The sequence below is a fragment of the Natronorubrum aibiense genome (assembly GCF_009392895.1).
GTDB classification, from domain to species: Archaea; Halobacteriota; Halobacteria; order Halobacteriales; family Natrialbaceae; genus Natronorubrum; species Natronorubrum aibiense.
The window spans coordinates 870,928-891,088 of sequence record NZ_CP045488.1 but is presented as its reverse complement, the minus strand read 5'-3'; the positions used below and the strand labels follow the sequence as shown (position 1 = coordinate 891,088).

14 protein-coding genes are annotated in these 20,161 nt (G+C 59.2%); 12 read left to right on the top strand and 2 right to left on the bottom strand.

Features of this window, described 5'->3' with window-relative positions; all coding sequences use genetic code 11:
- Window positions 1-32: 32 nt before the first annotated feature.
- The 12 genes from GCU68_RS04420 (at window position 33) to GCU68_RS04370 (ending at window position 15,846) form a co-directional block, all read left to right on the top strand.
- Window positions 33-293 (top strand): hypothetical protein, encoded by a 261-nt coding sequence (locus GCU68_RS04420; protein ID WP_152939342.1) that lies wholly within the window; start codon window positions 33-35, stop codon window positions 291-293.
- A 215-nt stretch (window positions 294-508) separates the two neighbouring features.
- Window positions 509-1,684: an MBL fold metallo-hydrolase gene (locus GCU68_RS04415; protein WP_152939340.1), complete on the top strand. Its 1,176-nt coding sequence runs from the start codon at window positions 509-511 to the stop codon at window positions 1,682-1,684.
- A gap of 121 nt (window positions 1,685-1,805) precedes the next feature.
- A complete protein-coding gene (locus GCU68_RS21210; RefSeq protein WP_168927066.1) occupies window positions 1,806-1,967 on the top strand; it encodes a DUF7512 family protein in 162 nt (53 codons plus the stop codon).
- Window positions 1,954-3,009: a sulfite exporter TauE/SafE family protein gene (locus GCU68_RS04410; protein ID WP_227014931.1), complete on the top strand. Its 1,056-nt coding sequence runs from the start codon at window positions 1,954-1,956 to the stop codon at window positions 3,007-3,009. The genes GCU68_RS21210 and GCU68_RS04410 overlap by 14 nt, the downstream gene beginning before the upstream one ends.
- A gap of 219 nt (window positions 3,010-3,228) precedes the next feature.
- Complete coding sequence (locus tag GCU68_RS04405) at window positions 3,229-3,999, top strand: helix-turn-helix domain-containing protein (RefSeq protein ID WP_152939338.1); 771 nt, start codon at window positions 3,229-3,231, stop codon at window positions 3,997-3,999.
- A gap of 247 nt (window positions 4,000-4,246) precedes the next feature.
- Window positions 4,247-5,716, top strand: a complete 1,470-nt coding sequence (locus GCU68_RS04400) for a cytochrome ubiquinol oxidase subunit I (protein ID WP_152939336.1) — start codon at window positions 4,247-4,249, stop codon at window positions 5,714-5,716.
- Window positions 5,709-6,704 carry a cytochrome d ubiquinol oxidase subunit II gene (locus GCU68_RS04395; protein ID WP_152939334.1) on the top strand — a complete coding sequence of 332 codons (996 nt, stop codon included), beginning with the start codon at window positions 5,709-5,711 and terminating at the stop codon, window positions 6,702-6,704. Before GCU68_RS04400 ends, GCU68_RS04395 begins: the two co-directional genes overlap by 8 nt.
- A gap of 804 nt (window positions 6,705-7,508) precedes the next feature.
- Entirely contained in the window at window positions 7,509-9,065 is a 1,557-nt protein-coding gene (locus GCU68_RS04390; RefSeq protein WP_227014929.1) for a methyl-accepting chemotaxis protein, read from the top strand.
- Between the two features lie 152 nt (window positions 9,066-9,217).
- Window positions 9,218-10,558, top strand: coding sequence for an FAD-dependent oxidoreductase (locus GCU68_RS04385; protein WP_152939332.1), 1,341 nt, complete (start codon window positions 9,218-9,220; stop codon window positions 10,556-10,558).
- Window positions 10,559-11,021: 463 nt separating this feature from the next.
- Window positions 11,022-12,161: a DUF1214 domain-containing protein gene (locus GCU68_RS04380; RefSeq protein WP_152939330.1), complete on the top strand. Its 1,140-nt coding sequence runs from the start codon at window positions 11,022-11,024 to the stop codon at window positions 12,159-12,161.
- A gap of 148 nt (window positions 12,162-12,309) precedes the next feature.
- Window positions 12,310-13,941: a SulP family inorganic anion transporter gene (locus GCU68_RS04375; RefSeq protein WP_264373475.1), complete on the top strand. Its 1,632-nt coding sequence runs from the start codon at window positions 12,310-12,312 to the stop codon at window positions 13,939-13,941.
- A 465-nt stretch (window positions 13,942-14,406) separates the two neighbouring features.
- Window positions 14,407-15,846: a cryptochrome/photolyase family protein gene (locus GCU68_RS04370; protein ID WP_152943578.1), complete on the top strand. Its 1,440-nt coding sequence runs from the start codon at window positions 14,407-14,409 to the stop codon at window positions 15,844-15,846.
- A gap of 349 nt (window positions 15,847-16,195) precedes the next feature.
- Here the strand turns inward: GCU68_RS04370 and GCU68_RS04365 are convergent, their stop codons facing one another.
- Window positions 16,196-17,182 carry a formylglycine-generating enzyme family protein gene (locus GCU68_RS04365; protein ID WP_152939326.1) on the bottom strand — a complete coding sequence of 329 codons (987 nt, stop codon included), beginning with the start codon at window positions 17,180-17,182 and terminating at the stop codon, window positions 16,196-16,198.
- 51 nt (window positions 17,183-17,233) lie between these two features.
- Window positions 17,234-19,549 carry an arylsulfatase gene (locus tag GCU68_RS04360; protein ID WP_152939324.1) on the bottom strand — a complete coding sequence of 772 codons (2,316 nt, stop codon included), beginning with the start codon at window positions 19,547-19,549 and terminating at the stop codon, window positions 17,234-17,236.
- Window positions 19,550-20,161 lie beyond the last annotated feature (612 nt).

Sequence of the window (20,161 nt, the reverse complement as noted above, 5' to 3'; positions counted from 1 at the left end):
ATTAGGTTATTACTGTGGTTGTGGAGAACAATATGAGTGTTCAAACTGAGACGGAAACCGTCTCTAGATCTGCCCGTCGTGTCGCCAGTGTCGTGCTGGGATCGTTCAGTGTCATCCTGTTGCTTTCGGCTACCGCGTACGCTGTTACTGCGAACGTCGTCAATTGGGTGACGGTGGATTTCCTCGCCTATCCTCCTCACGCGGTTGCGCCGTTCGTGGTTATCAGTGGCGCGATACTGACGATTCCAGTTATTATCCCGACTGTTCTTGTTTCCGTGAAAGTCTTGCAGTGAGGCACGAACTCGAACGCTGTCGTTTGCTACGGTGTGAGATGTGTTTCAATTTCCATTGTCAGCACTTTCTGTGAACCGCCTCGGGGTCAAGCTCCGAGGCACTTGGCCTGCTTTTTCTGTAGATTCTTTCCGGTAGACGGTTGGTCCACCTCGAAGGGGACAATTATTCTGGCTGCTCTAACCCTTAATATCAGCCCTCTCAAAGGCTCTCCCGTATGGTTGAGACGATTTCGGCAGCGGATCTTCGGGACCGAATCGAAGCGGGAACGCTGGACGTGCTCTTCGACACTCGAGCACCGGATGACTACGAGGACTGGCGGATTTCGGAGGCAGAAAACGTCGAGTACTCCGGCTCCGACGACGAACTCGTCGGCGAGTTCGATCCCAGCGAGTACGGGGCCGACGACGAAATCGTCGCCACGTGTGCGACCGGTCGTTCCGCCGGGAAGTTCGCCACGTACCTAGAGGAGGTCGAAGGCTTCGAAAACGTCGCGTACGTCGACGGTGGAATGGAAGACTGGAGTCTGGTCTACGACGTCGTTCCGATCGCGACCAAACGCGACGACCTCGAGATCCTGCAGCTCCAGCGGCGTGCGAAGGGTTGTCTCGGCTACCTCGTCGGTTCGAAGCGAACGGGCAAGGCGGCGCTCGTCGATGTCACTCGCGCGACTGCGGCGTTCGAGCGAGCTGCCGCCAACCGTGGCTACGAGATCGCACGCGTCTTCGATACGCACATTCACGCCGATCACATCTCCGCGGGCCGCGATCTCGCCGACAAGTACGGCGTCCCGTACCATCTCGGTGAGCCAGCGAACACGCGTGATCCACAGTTCGAGTTCGACGGCCTCGAGCCAAACGAGACGGTGATGGTGGGTGACGTCGCAATCAAAGCCGTTCATACGCCGGGTCACACGACCGGGATGACGTCCTATTTCGTCGAAGACGAGGCGCTGCTGACCGGCGACACGCTGTTCGTCGAATCGATCGGTCGGACCGAACTGCAGTTCGCCGGCGAGGACGCAAAAAGCGGTGCTCGCGTCCAGTACGAGACGCTCCAGCACAAGATCGCCACGATGCCCGACCACGTCAAGATCCTCCCCGGGCACTTCTCGCTGACCGACGACGGCGAATACATCGACGTCGAACCCGGCATGCCGATGTTCTCGACCGTCGGCGACATCTGGGCGAAAAACGAGATCATCTCGCTCGAGGAAGACGAGTTCGTCGAGCACATGTTCGAGAACCTGCCCTCGAAGCCGCCAAACTACGAGAAAGTTATCGAGACGAACCTCGGCGTCTACGAACCCGATGGCGAGGACGAGCGCAACGAACTCGAACTCGGACCCAACCGCTGTGCGGCGACCGAGGACAGCGCCGTCGCTGACGACTGACGACTGAGCACACACGTTCGAATCTCCATGAACACGATCCGCGTAGACGGTCGACGGACTTACTTGGACGAGTAGCTATGTATCTCCAAATCATTGACCTTTCACCGAACAGAACCGAACTATGGCAGGACTAGAAGTTCCGAGCTGGGACCCGCAGGCGGCACTCGTCATTGGTGTCGTCCTGTTCGAGGCGATCGTCCTGTACGTCGGGTACGGGGGGCTCGAGCGACTCGTCGGGTCGCGCCTGATCGACACCGTCACTGGGGGTGATGACGCTGCTTGACTCCATTCTGGGTACGATCGGTGGCTCGCCGGAGCTGTTAGCCCTGTTCGTCGGCTTCGGGCTACTCGTCGGCATCCTCTTTGGCTTCTTCGGCATGGGTGGATCGTTCCTCGTGACGCCGGCGTTACTGATGATGGGGTATCCGGCGCGGGTCGCAGTCGGCAGCGGGATGGCATTCGTCTTCGGGACGGCCGTCATCGCGACGCTGAAACACCACGACCTCGGGCAGGTCGATTACAAACTCGGCGGGCTCATGATCGCTGGGACGACGATCGGCATCGAGGTCGGCCGTGCGGCCGTCTTCTATCTCGAGGAACTCGGGCTAGCAGGTGGGATCATCAGCGTCGTGTACGTCTTGCTGCTGGGCGCGATCGGCCTCCTCGTCACGCGTGACGCGCTGAACGGTGAGGGTGGCGGTGGGGTCGACCACGACGCCGCCGACAAGGATCTCAGCGACTACGAGATTCCCGAAATCGCACAAACCATCCAACAGACCGTCCGTATCCCACCGATGGTCACGCTCCGCGGTGACGTCCGTGTCTCGGCGTGGGTCATCACGGTTGTCGCCTTTGCGACCGGCTTGCTGTCGGGCTTTCTCGGCGTCGGTGGCGGCTTCATCCGGATGCCGGCGATGATTTATGCCATCGGCGCGCCGGTCCCCGTCGCTGTCGGCACCGACCTCTTCGAGATCGTGTTCTCGGGGGCGATCGGGAGTTACCTCTACGGACAAGGTGGCGGCGTCGACCTCGGCATCGTCGTCCCGCTGTTGTTCGGAAGTGCACTCGGTGCCCGGATCGGCTCGGCTGCGACCGCCGTCGTCGATGCCGACGACATCAAAGTCTACTTCGGCGGGATGTTGCTCGCCGGGTCCGTCGCAGTCGGCATCGGCGAGGTCGGGAGCTATCTCGGGAACGAACTCCTCGAGACCGTCGGACTGGTGTTGGTCCTCGGTGCGGCGCTGGTCGTCGCATCCGCGGTTGTCTACACCAGCTTGCAGTCGCTTCGCGCAACTCGCCGTCAGCAGCCGTCGGCGGCGGACTGACGGCTCGAGCGTCGACGTTGGTGCAATATTTTCCGTCAACGATTTCGTCGGCGATCACACGCCGAAAATCGTCGTATTCGACCGTTTTAGGCACCGTGAGTACCTACCTCTACTCGAGATGGGAGCAACTGTTCCGGGAGCGACGAGACCGAACCGAGACTCGAGAGAGACACGCCACTGCCAGTTCGTACACGTGCATCTGCCACTGTACCTGGGACGATGAGCGCAACACCGGCTGACCGACTCCGCGAACTCACGTTCCGCCTCGAGTACGCTCCCGACGGTGATCGAATCACGACGATCTTGCGCCAGCACGAGACACTCGAATTCTCGACGATCGACGTCGTCCTCGGAACCGGCTCGTACACGCGACTCGTCCAGCTCACGGGCGATCCGGATGCGGCCGACCGGCTTCAGACGGCCCTCGAGGACCGCGATTACTGTCCGCGTGCAGTCGACCCCGAGGCCTGTGGAGGACAGTGGTCGTGGTATCGCCTCGAGTGTGCCCCGAGACGACGATTGATATACGTGTATGCCGACGAGATCCAGTCGTGTCCTGCCGTCGAAGCACTCGCCGCGACGAGCTTGAACTGTGGCACGATCTGTGAGAGTCGACACTGCGGCCAGACGGCGTGGTGGCGACTGCTCATGCGATCCGACGAGGCCGTGAGCACGCTCTACGATCGGCTTCACGAAGCGCTCGAGGACGAAGACGTGATACTCGAGATGGGCCATCTCGGCACGGCGACGGAGTGGCACGGCGATGGGATCGTCGACGTCGGTCTGTCGGGCCCACAGCGAGAGGCGCTCGAAGCGGCGGCCTCGCACGGGTACTACGAGCGACCGCGGGAGAGTACTCTCGAGGCGCTCGCGTCGACCCTCGACGTCCCAGAATCGACGCTGTCCTACCGGCTCCGAATGGCCGAGTCGACGCTCGTCAAGCGACACCTCGAGCGGTTTGGTGACGGTCATGACGGCTCCTCGATTTGATCAGCGCCGTCGCTCCCCTTCTGGCGGTGCTGTGAGTGCTTGCCAGCGAGTCTGGTGAACCGCCTCGGGGTCAAGTCCTGAGGCACTCAGCCTGCTTTTTCTGTAGAAGCGAGTCGCCTCGATAGCTGTCTCTTATCAGAATACAATCTAGTACAGCAGTTTTGGTTTAGCGATCGAATCTTGGCTATAGCCAAAGACTAGTTTACCGATGTGTAATCCGTACCGTCGGATAGCAGGTGTAGACAGTATGTTCCCCACTTCGGAGCTTTCGATATCGGCACTCGCATCCGCGTACGCGGGAGATGCACTGACACTGGCGTTTCTGACGCCCGAACTGGCCAGTCGCATCCAGTTCGGCTGGACGATAACGATTCACATCATCTTCGCGGCGCTCTCGGTCGGACTCGCGCCGTTTCTCGTCTACGTCACCGTCCAGGAAGTCAGAACTGGCGAAGAACGATACGCACGGCTCCGTGCGTTCTGGACGAAAATCTTCGCCGTCGGTTTCGTGATGGGGACCGTTACCGGCATTCCGATGGGATTTATGTTCGGAACGAACTTCGCCGCGTTCTCGACGACTGCCGGCGAGATGATCGGAGGTCCGCTCTCGTTCGAAGCGAAGATGGCGTTCATGCTCGAGGCAGTCGCACTTGGCGTGTTGTTGTTCGGCCGTGAGCGTGTTTCCGGCAAGATGTATGCGCTCTCGTCGGTGTTCGTCGCCCTCGGTGCGTGGCTGTCTGCGTTCTGGATTCTCGTCGTCAACTCCTGGATGCAGACGCCACGCGGGTACGAAGTCGTGATGGAGGGTGGCGTTCCGATCGCCAAACTCACCGATCCGATGGCGGCGTTTTTCAATCCCCGATTTCCGTGGATGTATGTCCACATGCAAAACGCCGCGATCATCTCCGTGACGCTCGTGATCGCGGGGATTGCCGCCTACTTCGTCTGGCAAAACCGCGACAGCGACGTCTGGCGCACCGCGCTCCGTGCCGCCGTCGTCGTCCTGTTAGTGACGTCGGCGTTTCAGGCGATCCACGGCGACATGTACGGCCGCCACGTCGCCGAAACCCAGCCACACAAGTTCGCCGCGATGGAAGCCCACTACGAGACCGGACAGGCTGATCTCCACCTTATCGCGATCCCGACTGACCTCGAGGCGATCACCGATCCACGGGCGGACAACCTCTATACGATTAGCATCCCTCAGCTCGCGTCGTTTCTCGCCAGCGGCGGTGATCCGACCGCCGAGGTAACCGGCCTCAACGACTTCGAGTACGATTCACCGCCGGTCGCGTGGGTGTTCTGGTCGTTCCGGATCATGGTCGGGCTTGGCTTCTGGTTTATCGGACTGGGTGCGTGGGGCACGTACCGCCTCTGGAGGGGCGATCTCTACGAGGATGAGCGCTATCTGCAGGCGCTGATGCTGTCATCACCGCTGGGATTTGTCGCCCTGATCACTGGCTGGTACGTCGCCGAGATCGGCCGGCAACCGTGGATTATCCAAGACGTGCTCACGACTGCAGACGGTGTCTCACCGCCGTTGTCGTCGGCGGAAGCGACGTTCACGCTGCTCGCGTTCGTGGTCGGCTACGTGTTGCTGTTCGGGGTCTTCCTCTATGTCCTCAAGCGACTCATCGACGAGGAGGCCGAGCGACACACGGTCGGTATCGAAGAAGACGATCGACCTGACTCACCGGGGGTGATCGCGGATGACTGAGCTTCTCTCGGACTCGGCGTACGTACTCGAGTCGTTACCTGAGCTCTGGTTCGGGCTCGTGATGCTCGCGCTCGGCGTGTATCTCCTGCTCGATGGCTTCGATTTTGGGCTCGGAATCTTGTTTGCCGAGGCCGACGAAACCGAACGGAAGACCATGCTCGCCGCCTTTGGCCCGCTCTGGAAGGCGAACGAAGTCTGGCTCGTCCTTTTCGGGACGGTACTGTTCGCCGGCTTTCCGGCGGTGTACGCGAACATTCTCAGTCGTCACTACGTGCTGGTCTTTGCAATCTTGCTGGCGCTCGGGCTTCGCGGACTCGGCGTGAAACTTCGTGAGGAACGCGACGACCAGCAGTGGACGCGTTTCTGGGACGCGTGTTTCGTCGCTGGCAGTACCGCTGCCCCGCTGTTGCTCGGTGCATTCGTCGCGAGTTGGGTGCTTGGCGAACCGTCAGCGCTCGCGGGCGGCCCGATCGTCGTCGGTCTCACCGTCGTCGCGCTCTCGGTCGTCCTCGGTGCGGCGTTTCTCGCCATCAAGACCAGCGGGACGCTCCGGCGGCGGGTCGTTCGCCGAGGGCGAACGGCAACGGCGATCTACGTCGCTCTGTTCGCGCTCACCGCAGCGGTGTTGTTCGGTCGCTACCCCGAGTTGCAGTCGAGACTCTGGTCGCTTCCGACCGCAGCACTCGTTGCTGCGACGCTCGTCTTTGCAGCACTCTCTGTTGTGGCGACCTCGAGTGGGCGCTACCACGGCGCATTTCTCTCAGCAGCGGGGCTTGCAGCTACGTTCGTCTTCTTCGTCGCGTTACTCCTGTACCCTGCCGTCGATCCGGCAGCCGGCCTGTCGATTTCCGACGCCATCGTTTCGCCGCTCTCGCTCAACCTGACGGCCATTTTCGCGGCCGTGTTCCTGCCGATCATTGGTGCCTATTTCGTGGTTCTGTACTCTCTGTTCGGCGGTTCGGCAACTCCCGAGCACAGCTACCACTAGTCGCCGTTCACCGATCTCGATCCGCTGTTTTCTCTGTATCGCGCCCATTCGCTGACTCGTGTCGATCCCGTTCTGCGGTTTCACTACCGATTCAACCAGAATATTATATATATATGGTTTTGGGTAGTTATACGAAAACATCTTGTTACTGTCATCTCTATGGTCGAACTGAGATCGCTATCGCTCACCTCGAAAATCATCGATATTCTACCGATAGAGCAGCTAATAGTGGGTTTTAGCGCATTGATGTTTTGCGAGACCCTCTCGGACCGTAAATCGTCCTGGGAGTAAGTTACCAGCCTCTATAATGGACAGAAAACGCCTATAATTCGGTTCTGTGTAGGTATCTGGCGGTCACTCTTCAGCCGTCATTGTCGTCCACCAAATCTGAGTAGCTTGAGTTAGGTATGTTGACCGAGTAGTATATCGAAAAAACATATACGTTTCAGGTATCGTCATCGAGTCGAGAAATATGTCGCCGCCGACTCCTCGTGTTGTCTCTGTACTGTATATTAACTCGATGTAGAAATATACTTTCCAACCAATTCGGCCGGTGGTGGCATCCCGACACACCACGCACCACGAGTGTGCTGAAAGCAAATCCAACAAAACACCTATGAGGATTATTATTTATTGTATAGATATAATGTTCGAGCAAACGCTATTGCGGACACACGATGCGAGGGGAGCCGCGTGTCCGAACTCTCTCCAGAGGGCAGCGGGGGCAGCTCCGTATCTTGGCTGTGATCGTGGGGAGCGAACGGATTCCGATTCGATGTCACTGCACTCGAGTGCAGGACTCGGATGCGACTTCTCGTCTACCTGCCGGAGTGGGGTGTTTGCATGGACGTCTCACTGATCGTCTCGCTGCTCATCGTTTCGGGCGCGCTCGTGATGGTCGGATCGCTCGTTCACACGCGGACGCTGTTAGGACAACTCGCTGAGACGACTTATCAACGACGCTGGCGGGGCCTGTTCGCGCTGATGGCGTTTTTCTTAGTCGGATACGCCGCTGCCGTCTGGGTGTCGGTCAGCGGCTACGAAGTCGCATTTCAGATCCTTACCGGCCTCGTGTTCTTGTTCGGTGCGCTGTTCGTCTTTCTCGTGGTCAACACTGGACTGCTCACGATCAACGACCTGCAGGACAAACGTGAATCACTGCAAACTGAAATGGAAGCAGCAGAGCGCGCACGCAACGAAGCAGTTCGCTTGCAGGAGGAGACAGAACGACTTAACACCCGTCTTGAGGAGCAAGCCGACGAGTACGCCGATGTGATGCAGGCGTGTGCGGCCGGTGATCTGACCCGTCGGATGGATCCCGAGTGTGAAAACGACGCCATGGTCGAGATCGCGACCGAGTTCAACGAGATGGTCGCAACGATCGAGTCAACCGTCGAGCAACTCAAACGGTTTTCGGACGACGTCGCCGTCGCCTCGGAGCAAGCGACGGCCAGTTCCGAGGAGGTTCGGTCGGCCTCGGAGCAAGTCACGGAGTCCATTCAAGCGATCGCGAACGGCACAGAGCGTCAACACGAGCGCTTGCAGTCGGTCGACCACGAGATGGGCGGGCTCTCGAGTACGATCGAGGAAATCGCGTCCTCGTCGACTCAGGTGGCGGATATGGCAGCGCGAACGGCCGAAACGAGCGACGATGGCTACGAGAAAGCCCAGTCGACGATTGACGGAATGAACGAGATCGACACCGAATCCGAGCGGGCTCTCGAGGAAATCGAACTGCTCCAGTCCGAAATCGACCAGATCGACGAACTGGTCGACGTTATCACGGCGGTCGCAGAACAGACGAATATGCTGGCGCTCAACGCCAATATCGAGGTCGCCAGATCGGCCGAGAGTGGCGGTGACGGCTTCGGTGCGGTCGCAAACGAAGTCAAAGACCTCGCTGCCGAAACCAAAGACGCAGCTGCGGACATCGAACGACTCATTGAGGACGTGAAAGGACAGACGGACCGGGCGGCTTCCCGCGTTCGGGCGACTCGCGAGACGATCGACGATCACTGCGAGTCAGTCGAGCACGTCGCGACAGCCCTCGAAGCGATTGCAACTGACGCACGAACCACGAACAACGGCGTGCAGGACATTTCTGCGGCGACCGAACAGCAGGCAGCCTCGACCCAACAGGTCGTGGCGATGGTCGATGAGGCGACCGCGATTTCGGAGACGACCACTACCGAGGCCGAAACTGTCGCCGCTGCCGCCGAAGAGCAGACAGGTGCGCTCTCGGAAATGTCACAGACCATCAGTAACCTCGCCCAGCAGGCATCGCAACTCTCAGACGAACTCGAGACGTTTGCGACCGACACCAACACGACTGCGACACCGAACGCGAAGAACGCAATCTGAAACGGGCGTCTGACGGACTCCAAACGGATTTTTAGAGGGTTTCGTTCTCGAGCCGTCGACGGGTACTTCGACGGTTGTCGAAAACCTGATCGAAAGAATATGAGTTATCTGTTTCGAGTGCACTGGTCGAAATAGCTACCCGAAAAACAACAATGTCTGGTAAATATGACCTCGTCATCGTCGGTGGCGGTATCAGTGGCGCGTCTCTGTTATACACGACCGCCAAGTTCACCGATATCGACTCCATCGCGCTGATCGAGAAGGAATCCGAGATCGCAGCGATCAACTCCCACTGTACGAACAACTCCCAGACGCTCCACTTCGGAGACATCGAGACCAACTATACCCTCGATAAGGCCGAAGAGGTCAAAGAGGGGGCAGAGCTCCTCGCGGGCTATCTGGAGAACTACGACCCCGACCGAGAGATGCACGCCAAGCGTTCCAAGATGGTTCTCGGGGTCGGCGACGAGGAAGTCGCAGAACTCGAGCAGCGATACGAGGACGAGGGCTTCGGCGACCTCTTCCCGAAACTCAAGCCGATCGGCCGCGAAGAGATCGCCGAGCTCGAACCCAAGGTCGTCGAGGGCCGCGATCCCACCAAGGAGATGCTCGCCCTGCAGACGCCTGACGGCTACGTCGTCGACTACGGTGAGACGACGAAATCGTTCGTCGAAGAAGCGAGCGAAGAAGCGAACGTCGATGTCTACACCGGCACGGAAGTCAAAGACATCACGCCGACGCTCGACGGCTACACAATCGAGACCGACCGCGGCCGGTTCGACTGTGACGCCACCGTCGTCGCTGCTGGTTCGCACAGCCTGCAGATCGCAAAGGAACTCGGCTACGGCCAGGACAAGGTCTTACTCCCCATCGCCGGGAGCTTCTTCCTCGCGGACGACCTCCTGAACGGGAAGGTCTACACGCTCCAGATGAAGAAACTGCCGTTCGCGGCCGTCCACGGCGACGCGGACGTTCACGACAGCAGTATCACGCGCTTCGGCCCGACCGCAAAGCTCGTCCCAACGCTCGAGCGTGGCCGCATCTCGACCGTGAAAGACTTCCTCGACGTGTTCGGACTGAACGCCGCAGCGTTCCTCAGCTACGCCAACATCCTCTCGGACCGCATCCTGCTGCCGTACGTGCTCCGGAACCTCGTCTACGACCTCCCCAACGTCGGACGGAAGCAGTTCCTGCCCCACGTCCAGAAGGTCGTCCCGAGCGTCGAACTCGAGGACATCGAGCGTGCGAAAGGTTACGGTGGCGTCCGGCCACAGATCGTCGATACGAAGAACAAGTCCCTCGACATGGGGGAGGCCAAAATCGTCGGCGACGACATCATCTTCAACATTACGCCGTCGCCAGGTGCCTCGACGTGTCTCAAAAACGCCATGCGGGACACGCACACGCTGATCGACTTCCTCGGCGACGAGTACGAGTTCGACGAGGACGCGTTCCGCGAGGATACGATCGGCAACTTCCCGCGCGCCGAGTAACAGACGACGCGTCGACGGCATACGCGTTTTTACTGCTGAGTAGCGGGTGTGACTCGTGTTCTATCGTTAATTAGCGAGAGAATCCTACCGATTACGGCGTGCGTCAATCGCGGCACTGGATTACACAATCCATCGTCGGTGGCAGGCTGGATATTCCACGATTCCGAGACCGAACCGTTCGAGAACGCCATACGAATATGACTCATCGAAGGCAATAGCTTGCGGATGCGGAACGGCTACACGAGCAGCGAGCGCGTCGAACCAGAACTCGAGAGCGATTCACGATCGTCCACTCCAGGCACATATACTCGATTGAGAATTCAGAGAGAGTCTTCAGTCTATCACTATCATCCTGTCCTGAAATCCTTCTCAAGTATCGTCACTGTATTATATGGACTGCTGGTGTGCAAGCGTGTGAGTCGTTCCTAACCGCTGCTGTGGGCCACTCAGAGCGGTATGAGCCATGAGCAACGAAACACACCACACGACGCCAGAATCGGACGCCGAACCGCTGCGGGCAACGCGCCGAACTGCGCTTCGCGGAACGGGTCTCGCCAGTTTACTTGCATTAGCCGGTGGCAGCGCCACTGCCAGCCAACGGTCTTCGGAAGCGAACGCCCAACAGACGGACCTGCAGCCGTCAGCAGATGACGAGTCAGTCCCAGTGACATGGGAGAATTACCCACGCGCCAGCTGTCATACTGGATTCCAGTCAACCGTCGACGAGGGCGGGTTCGGACAGTTCTATCATATGCGGGATTTGGCCCCCATTGAGGATCAGTTCGTCCCCGGGTACAGCCGTGACTTTCTCTACTCATGGGGAGTCTTCGATCTGACCGAACCAGTCACTATCACGCTTCCAGACAGCGGAGACCGATACCAGTCGATGAATGTCCAGAATGAGGACCAATATGTGAAGCTGTCTGTTACCGACCCTGGTCAGTACACGATAACGCGAGATCTCACAGAGACTCGGTATGCTGGCGTCTTAGTTCGCACGTTCGTCGATCCGAACGATCCGGATGACGTAGCGACCGTGCATGGATTACAGGACGAACTCGAAGTGGGCCAAGACTCGGTCGGCACGTTCGAGGTTCCTGACTGGGATCAGCAATCATTCGAACAACTCGACGACGCGCTCAGAACAGTCGTAATTACGATAGACAACTGGTCGGGCGCGTACGGTGACGTCGACCAGGTCGACCCCGTGAAATTTTTTATCGCCTCTGTATCGAGGTGGACCGGCGTCCCGCAGCCGTCGGAAGCATTATTCTTCCAACAGATACCTGCCCAGAACGACGGCGAAACGTCATACGAACTCACCGTTGACGAAGACGTTCCCGTCGACGCGTTCTGGTCGGTCAGCGTCTACAACGGTGAGGGGTACTTCGAGGAGAACGAGTACGACGCGTACACGGTTAACAACGTGACCGCAGAGCGAGACGACGACGGCAGCATCACGATCCATTTCGGCGGTGACCCCAACCAGTCGAACTTCCTCTACACCCCGGAGGAGTGGAACTATATGGTCCGGCTCTACCAACCCCGCGAGGAGATTCTCGACGGGAGCTATCAGTTCCCCGAGGCCGAGCCAGTCGAGTGAAATCACCACCAACGGGAGTTATCATAGCCAAAAGGTGAGTTTAGTGTCACAGAAACACCTAAAAGAGCGAATTAACCAACGATTTTCGTCTCTCTTCCCGGTACTGGAGTGGCTTCCGCGGTACGACACGTCGTGGCTCCGTTTGGATGTGGTCGCGGGAATCACTGTCGCGGCAGCGGTCATTCCCGAAGGGTTGGCGTACGCATCGCTTGCAAACTTGCCACCAGAGACCGGCCTGTACGCCGGGTTACTGGCTGCCATCGCGTATCTCTTTCTTGGTACCTCTCGGCAAGTCATGGTGGGACCCACCTCGGCGCTTGCGATTCTGCTCGCGAGCGGTGTTGGCGCAGTCGCTGGTGGAAACAGTGCCTCGTACGCGTCACTCGTCATTGTGACGACGATCCTCGTCGGTGTCTTCGCGGTTATTGCGTGGGCGTTTCGGTTGGGGTTTCTCGTCCACTTTATCTCGGGTTCGGTACTTACGGGGTTTTCTGCTGGGGCAGCGCTGTACATCATGTCGACGCAACTCAACAAACTATTCGGCATTGAGAGTAGCGCGTCGGGCGCCTTCTTCGGGGAAACGTTCTTTGGACGGATTTGGTACACCGGCATCCATCTTACTGAGACGAACCCCGAGACACTGGCCGTTGGCGTTGCTGGCATCGTGTTGCTCATCCTTGGAGAGCGATACTTGCCGCGTGCCCCGAACGCGCTCCTCGTCGTCGTTCTCTCGATCGTGCTTATGTCGGTCACGAATCTGCAGGCCCGCGGCGTCGAGATCGTTGGATCAATCCCGAGCGGTCTCCCTTCGCTGACGGTTCCGGCGATCCCCAGTATCTCGACGTTGGGTTCTCTCGTCCCCGTCGCCGCCGCGTTGTTTCTTCTGTCGTACGTCGAAGGCATCAGCGCCGTCGAGACGTTTGCCAGACGCCACGACTACCAAACCGATGCGAATCAGGAACTGCTGGCTGATGGCGGCGCCAACCTCGCTGCAGGCTTCGGTGGTGGATTCGTCGTCGGTGGAAGTATGTCTCGGTCGGCACTCAACGACGCCGCCGGCGGCAAGACACAGCTCACGAACGCCGTTGTAGCTGTTGTTCTCGTCGTTGTCTTGCTTTTTCTCACCGACATGTTCACGAATCTCCCAGAAACGATTCTCGCAGCCATCGTTATCGTCGCCGTCACGGGTCTCATCGACACGAGTGAAATCCACCAACTGTATCGCGTGAGCAAGAGCGAGTTTGCCATCGCGATGGCGGCCTTGATCGGGGTGCTCACAGTCGGGATGCTCTGGGGCGTCTTCGTCGGCGTTGTCCTCTCATTGCTAGTCGCCATTTCTCGAGTCAGTCGTCCAGTAACACACGAACTCGGGCAGATCGCCGAAACAGACCACTTCGTCGCTCTCGACGTGTATCCGGCGGCAACGACCATCACGGATGTGTTCGTCTACCGCGTCGAAGCCGAACTGTTCTATGCGAACGCAGATACGGTTCGGACCGATCTCCTCGAACGGCTCGCAGAGCGCGAATCCGATGTCGAATTAGTCGTCTTCGACCTCACATCGTCGTCAACGGTCGACTTCGGGGCCGCACAGATGTTGGAGAAACTCGAGGAAAAACTCGACTCACGCGGAATCGACCTCCGTTTTGCAGGGGCTGAATCCGAGGTTGTACAACTGTTCGAAACGACAGGACTCGCGACGAACGTTGGCGGTGTGATACCCGAGGAATCAGTCGGCGACGTGATCGACCGCTGGAGAGCAGAACGGTCGTCCTCGTAGATGGAGTGAACCGCCTCGGGATCACGTGGTTCGAGATACCTCCGGCGTCTCGTCATCAAGCGAGCCCTTCGGTTTCGCGGACAACGAGGCCTCTTCGATCCCTCGAGCAGTCGGCACAATGCGCCACCGACATCGCGAATCTCCGGTTCGCTCAGTCACGAGAGCGCGATGCTCTCTCAGATGACTGAAGGTTTGTTATCAGATCTATACTATTCCAATCTCAATAAATTATATCATATGGATAACACTACTTTATATGGTATTTCGGTGTGGATTGTCTGAGCCGGTCCTAACCGCTGCAATGGGACACTCAGAGAGCCACGAGTCATGAGCAACGAACCACACCACCCGACGCCGGACTCGGAATCCGAATCGATGCGAGCAACACGTCGAACCGCACTTCGTGGAGCGGGCCTCGCCGGAATGCTCGCGATGGGCGGCGCCAGCGCCTGCCAAGACTCCAGTGTGCAACTCCACTGGCACCGCCGCGACCTTCGTGTGACCGACAATCCGGCGCTAGCGGGTGACGGCCGCATACTCCCGGTGTTCGTCCACGATCCCGCGATACTCACCCACGGCGCGCCGCCCGTGGTGTCGTTCCTGCTCGATGCGCTCGACTCATTGCGCGAACAGTACCGCGAGCGCGGCGGAGAACTGCTCCTCGCCCGCGGCGACCCAAGGGAGGTGCTTCCCGATCTCGCCGCGGCCTGTGACGCTGATGCGGTCACCTGGAACCGCGACTACTCTGGACTGGCGGACGAACGCGACCGTGCGGTCGCGGCGGCGCTCTCCGATGCCGGCGTCAGCGTCGGCGTCGAGCAGTTCGGCGGCACTCTCCTCCACGAACCAGAGCATATCACGACGAACGACGGGAGTCACCACACCGTCTTCTCGGACTTCTGGCAGGAGTGGCGCAACCAGGAGAAAGCCGCCCCCGTTGCCGCGCCGGTTCGCGGTGATGTTGTCGATCCACGCGACAGCCTCGACGAGGAGTGGCTCGGCGAGGCCTCCGAGACCGCCGGCCCGCTACCGTCACTCGCTGACTTGGGGTTCGATGATCCCGAAGCCGACGTACAGCCGGCGGGCACCGATGTCGCCCATGACCTACTCGCCGACTTCCGCGAGAGTACTATCTACCGCTACGGAGACGACCACGAATACCCCGCCCAGGAGTCGACCTCGCGCCTCTCGCCGCACCTAAAGTTCGGGACAGTCGGCGTCCGGACGGTCTGGAAAGCCACTGAGGACGCGGCGGCTGCCGCCAGCGACGAGGACGCCCGGGAATCGGTCGAGGTGTTCCAGCGACGGCTCGCTTGGCGAGAGTTCTACGCGCACGTCCTCAACGCGCGTCCCGACGTAGTTATTGAGAACTATCGCGAGTATCCGAACGAAATTCAGTGGCGCAACGATCCTGAGGGGCTCCAAGCGTGGAAGGACGGTGAGACGGGATATCCGCTCGTCGATGCCGGGATGCGACAACTGCGCGATGAGGCGTGGGTTCACAATCGCGTCCGGATGGTGGCTGCCTCGTTCCTCACGAAGGACCTGCTGATCGACTGGCGCGAGGGGTACGACTGGTATCGTCAAAAGCTTGCGGACCACGACACCGCCCACGCCGCCGGCGGCTGGCAGTGGGCTGCCTCGACGGGAACGAACGCCCAGCCGTACTTCCGAGTCCTCGACCCCACGACCCAGTCCGAGGAGTACGACCCGGACGGCGAGTACGTCAGGGAACACGTCCCCGAACTCCAGGACGCGCCGACCGACGCCATCCACGAGTGGCCCACGCTGGATGCCGAGAAACGCGCCGCCATTGCGCCCGACTACCCCGCTCCCATCGTCGATCTCGGCGAGCACCGCGAGCGCGCAATAGAGGCATTCGAGGCCGCACGCGGCGACGACTGACGGCGCCGCTTCTGGCGTGCCCCGTCAGGAGCACAAGGACACGGCGTGGCTGGTTTTCGTGGGGCAGAGATACCGAACCGACGAAACTCCAACGGCAGGCCGAGTATAACAGGTACAGATAGCCGACCGAGGGTTCAGGGATAGTTATCAAATGAACACGATCATCGTGTCGTGAAATTCTTCTCGAGTATCGTCGCTGTATTAGATACCCAGCGCGAAGGTGGCACGAGATCCGCTCGATTTGCGAAAGGTGTTATCGATCGGGGCAGAACAGCGTGTTAACGGGATGCCGACTCCATGAACCGGGAATCGAAGAGTCACTACCGATACCCCGTCTTCGGCCGCTTCGTTAGTCGGGTTCAACCACGCACCGGAACCCGACGTGACTGGTCGAGGTATCGATCGGCTCAGGGTACCGAGCAGCGGGTCGGTACCGGAAACAGTAGTTCGGCGCACAGAGGTGCGACCCCCCTTTAAGCACCTTTCGAGGCATCTCGGTCGGATCACGCGGGTCGACACTCTGCGCTTCAGTGACACCGCGGGGATTCGTCGGCGTACAGCACGATGGCGACTCTGACTCACCCAACGTTGGATCGTCGCTGTACCAATCGCGGGTCCACTCCCAGACGTTTCCAGCCATATCGATGAGTCCAAACCTATTCGATGGAAACGACGCCACGGGCGACGTACGCTCATAGCCATCGAGAACCGTGTTCTCGTGCGGAAAGTCTCCCTGCCAGGTGTTGGCCATCAGCCGTCCGTCAGGGACGTGCTCGTCACCCCAGACGAATCGTTTGTGCTCCAGTCCACCGCGGGCGGCACGTTCCCATTGTGCCTCCGTCGGCAGCGTTTTGCCCGCCCACTCGGCGAATTCCTTCGCATCTTCGTAGGCGACGTGGACGACGGGATGATCAAGCTTGTTGCCAAGATCACTGTCCGGGCCGAGCGGATGTCGCCAGTCCGCGCCAGGGACGTAGTTCCACCACCGACTTGGATTCTGGAGCGGCACCGGGCCACGAGGTTGCGTGAAGACGGCAGACCCCGGGACGAGGTCGTCCGAGTTCGCGCCCGGGTAGTCCTCGGGGTCCGGGTCGCGCTCAGCGAGTGTCGTGTAGTCCGTGTCCGCGACGAAGGCGGCGAACTCCCGGTTCGTCGTGGGCGCTCGGTTCATCCAGAACCCATCGACTGTGACTGCTCGAACTGGCTTCTCTTCCGGGTAGAACTCCTCGGAGCCTATTCTGAACGTGCCGCCCGGTATCCACTCCATCTCGGGCTCGGGTGGGTCCCCTGGCGGTTCCGTCACTGGCTTCGTTCGCTCGTCTGTCGGACGTGTCATCCTGAATTCCGATGGGTTCGAGGTGTGTTTCTTTGCGTGTACATCCTCGCATCACTCCCGAGTCATGATACGTTTCACCACGGCCTCGTGGTGAACGAACGGTTCGCCGCTGACGTCGACGGTCACCTGTGTGAGGTCGCCTGTGAACGTGAACGGTTTTTCGTATTCCGTAGTTACCGCCTGTACGAAATCCTGCCCGCAACTCAGTCCCGCGTTGATGGCGATCATGATCGGAATAGTGACCGGCAGCTCACCTTTGCCGACCTGATCGTCATCGTAGTAGAGTCGAACCGTCGCTGGCGCTCCCTCTCCGTTCTGGATGTCCGGTTCACCGATCACTTCGAACTCCATGCTGAGTTCGGCTACGTCCGCCGGAATTTCATTGTCGGCCGATATCTGGTACTCCTCGATGCCACAATAGTTATGGACGTAGTGCAGTCGGTCGTCCAGGACGAATAGCGAGTAGCCACCGTTCGTGCTCCCGTGAGCGAACAAGACGCCCTCCGTCCCATCCTGCGGTATGTCGACCTCGGCTGTGATGCTGTGGTCGCGATTTAGCACCGAGACTGCGCCATTCTCTGGGACGGTCTTCCCTCCGGGATAGTAGACGTACTGGTCTCGAGGTGCGGACACCTGTGGTCGGCCTGTGGCTGCCATTCGCTCGACGGTCCGCCCGTCGAGCGGCAACACGTCGTACGTGCCAGCGGTAGCCCACCACAACTGGGCGAGTTCGAGTACCTTCTCGGGATGCTCGTCGGCGACGTCGTGCGCTTCCGAGAAGTCTTCCTGGAGATTGTACAGCTCCCAGCCAGTCTCCTCGATCGTCGTCGCCGAGAGGTCCTCGGCGGTGATCGGTTTCCCGAACTTCCATGGTTTCACCGCTCGCCAACCGTCGTGATAGATGGCCCGATACGCGAGCATCTCGAAATACTGGTCGGTGTGCTGCTCAGGGGCAGCAGGGTCGTCGAAGGTGTACGCGAAACTTGTCCCCTCGATTGGCGACTGCGAATAGCCGTCGATCTCCTCGGGTGCATCGATTCCGATCGCTTCCAGAACAGTGGGGACGACGTCGATCGCGTGGACGAATTGGTCGCGGATTTCGTCCTGTGCGTCGATACCGTCGGGCCAGTGGACGACCATGGGATCGCTTACACCCCCGCGGTAGGTTTCACGCTTCCACCGTCGGAACGGTGTATCACCGGCCCACGCCCATCCCATCGGGTAGTGGTTGTAGTACTCTGGTCCCCCGAGGGCGTCCATCGCCTCCAAGTTGTCCTCGATATCTTCCTCGATATTATTCAAAAATTGTAGCTCGTTAACCGAGCCACTCGGACCCCCTTCGGCGCTTGCACCATTATCCGAGACGGCTATCACGAGCGTGTTGTCGAGTTCGCCGATCTCCTCCAGGAACTCAAGGATGCGACCGATGTGATGGTCGGTGTGCTCGAGGAAGCCCGCGAACACCTCCATCATTCGTGCGTAGAGCGTCTGCTCGTCGTTCGAGAGGTCGTCCCAGTCTGGGATTTCGGGATCGTCCGGCGAGAGGGTTGTATCTTCGGGGACGACACCGAGGTCTTTCTGGCGCGACAGGATTTGTTCCCGTAACTCGTCCCAGCCCATATCGAAGTCACCGTCGTACTTGTTCGCCCACTTTTGTGGGACGTGATGCGGGGCGTGGCATGCACCCGTCGCAACGTACGCAAAGAACGGCTTCTCGGGGGCGACCGATTGTGTGTCTTGGATGTACTGGATGGTTCGGTCAGCGAGATCTTCTGTGAGGTGATATCCCTCCTCGGGGGTTGCGGGCGGTTCGATCTGCTCGTTTCCTTGCACCAGATTTGGATAGTACTGATGCGTGTCACCACCGAGGAAGCCGTAGTAGCGTTCGAACCCGCGACCGAGCGGCCACTCGTCGTAGGGACCGGCGGCAGTCGTCTCCTCGGCAGGAGCGAGATGCCATTTGCCAGTGGCGAACGTGTTGTACCCGTGCTCAGCCAGCATCTCCGAGAGGAAGCCGTTCTCGTGCGGAATCGAGCCGTTGTAGCCCGGGAATCCGGTCGAAGCCTCGGTGACGACACCCATGCCGTTCGAGTGGTGATTTCGCCCGGTAAGCAGGCAGCTGCGCGTTGGTGCGCAGAGTGCGGTCGTCTGGAAGTTATTGTACTGGAGCCCGTTCTCGGCGAGTCGATCGATATTCGGTGTGTCGACTGGACCGCCGTAGCAGCCGATCTGGCCGAAGCCGACATCGTCGAGAACGACCATCAATACGTTCGGTGCGTCCTCAGGAGGTCGCGTCTGTTCGGGCCACCACTCCTCGGATTCATCGTACGTACGACCGATGTGGCCGTGGAATTCCTGTTCTGTCATATCGGTTCCCTCGCGATGGAGTCCGTCCTCGATTCGTTGAAATCAGAATCGCCAACGCCACCGCCGGAGTAAATAGACCAGCGCAAATGTGGGTAAAAACGTTCTATTGTTCCACCCAAGAAATTGCATGTATACCGGGAACCAGTAGCCAACAACGCCGGTAGAAGGAACCAATTCAATTACGGTGTACTTCGGTGGTGATCCCGGCCAGCCGAACTTCATTTACCTTTTGACGGTCGTGCTGAAGACATCTTTGTATCTTGCACGACGCTTCTGACAATAGGTCGGTAGTTTGGTGAGTCTTTGCAAGATACACAGCGCGAGTGTAGCACAAATTGAAGTTTGAACAGGGGATCAGTGAGCGCTCACTACAGGTACAGATAGAATATTGATAATTCAGACAGGGATATCAAGCTCATACGATCAACATGTCATGAAATCATTCTCAAGTATCGTCGCTGCTTTATATGATATGCTAGTGTGCAGTTGTCTGAGTCGGTCCCAACTGCTGCTGTGGGCTACTCAGAGAGGCATGAACCATGAACAACGAACCACACCACAAGACAGCAAAATCGAACTTCAAACCTCTGCGAGCAACCCGCCGAACCGCAC

What these genes read in the sequence shown, in the direction of transcription:
- GCU68_RS04420 (WP_152939342.1), top strand. Translation starts at nt 33, where the DNA reads ATGAGTGTTCAAACTGAGACGGAAACCGTCTCTAGATCTGCCCGTCGT.
- GCU68_RS04415 (WP_152939340.1), top strand. Translation starts at nt 509, where the DNA reads ATGGTTGAGACGATTTCGGCAGCGGATCTTCGGGACCGAATCGAAGCG.
- GCU68_RS21210 (WP_168927066.1), top strand. Translation starts at nt 1,806, where the DNA reads ATGGCAGGACTAGAAGTTCCGAGCTGGGACCCGCAGGCGGCACTCGTC.
- GCU68_RS04410 (WP_227014931.1), top strand. Translation starts at nt 1,954, where the DNA reads ATGACGCTGCTTGACTCCATTCTGGGTACGATCGGTGGCTCGCCGGAG.
- GCU68_RS04405 (WP_152939338.1), top strand. Translation starts at nt 3,229, where the DNA reads ATGAGCGCAACACCGGCTGACCGACTCCGCGAACTCACGTTCCGCCTC.
- GCU68_RS04400 (WP_152939336.1), top strand. Translation starts at nt 4,247, where the DNA reads ATGTTCCCCACTTCGGAGCTTTCGATATCGGCACTCGCATCCGCGTAC.
- GCU68_RS04395 (WP_152939334.1), top strand. Translation starts at nt 5,709, where the DNA reads ATGACTGAGCTTCTCTCGGACTCGGCGTACGTACTCGAGTCGTTACCT.
- GCU68_RS04390 (WP_227014929.1), top strand. Translation starts at nt 7,509, where the DNA reads ATGCGACTTCTCGTCTACCTGCCGGAGTGGGGTGTTTGCATGGACGTC.
- GCU68_RS04385 (WP_152939332.1), top strand. Translation starts at nt 9,218, where the DNA reads ATGTCTGGTAAATATGACCTCGTCATCGTCGGTGGCGGTATCAGTGGC.
- GCU68_RS04380 (WP_152939330.1), top strand. Translation starts at nt 11,022, where the DNA reads ATGAGCAACGAAACACACCACACGACGCCAGAATCGGACGCCGAACCG.
- GCU68_RS04365 (WP_152939326.1), bottom strand. Translation starts at nt 17,182, where the DNA reads ATGACACGTCCGACAGACGAGCGAACGAAGCCAGTGACGGAACCGCCA.
- GCU68_RS04360 (WP_152939324.1), bottom strand. Translation starts at nt 19,549, where the DNA reads ATGACAGAACAGGAATTCCACGGCCACATCGGTCGTACGTACGATGAA.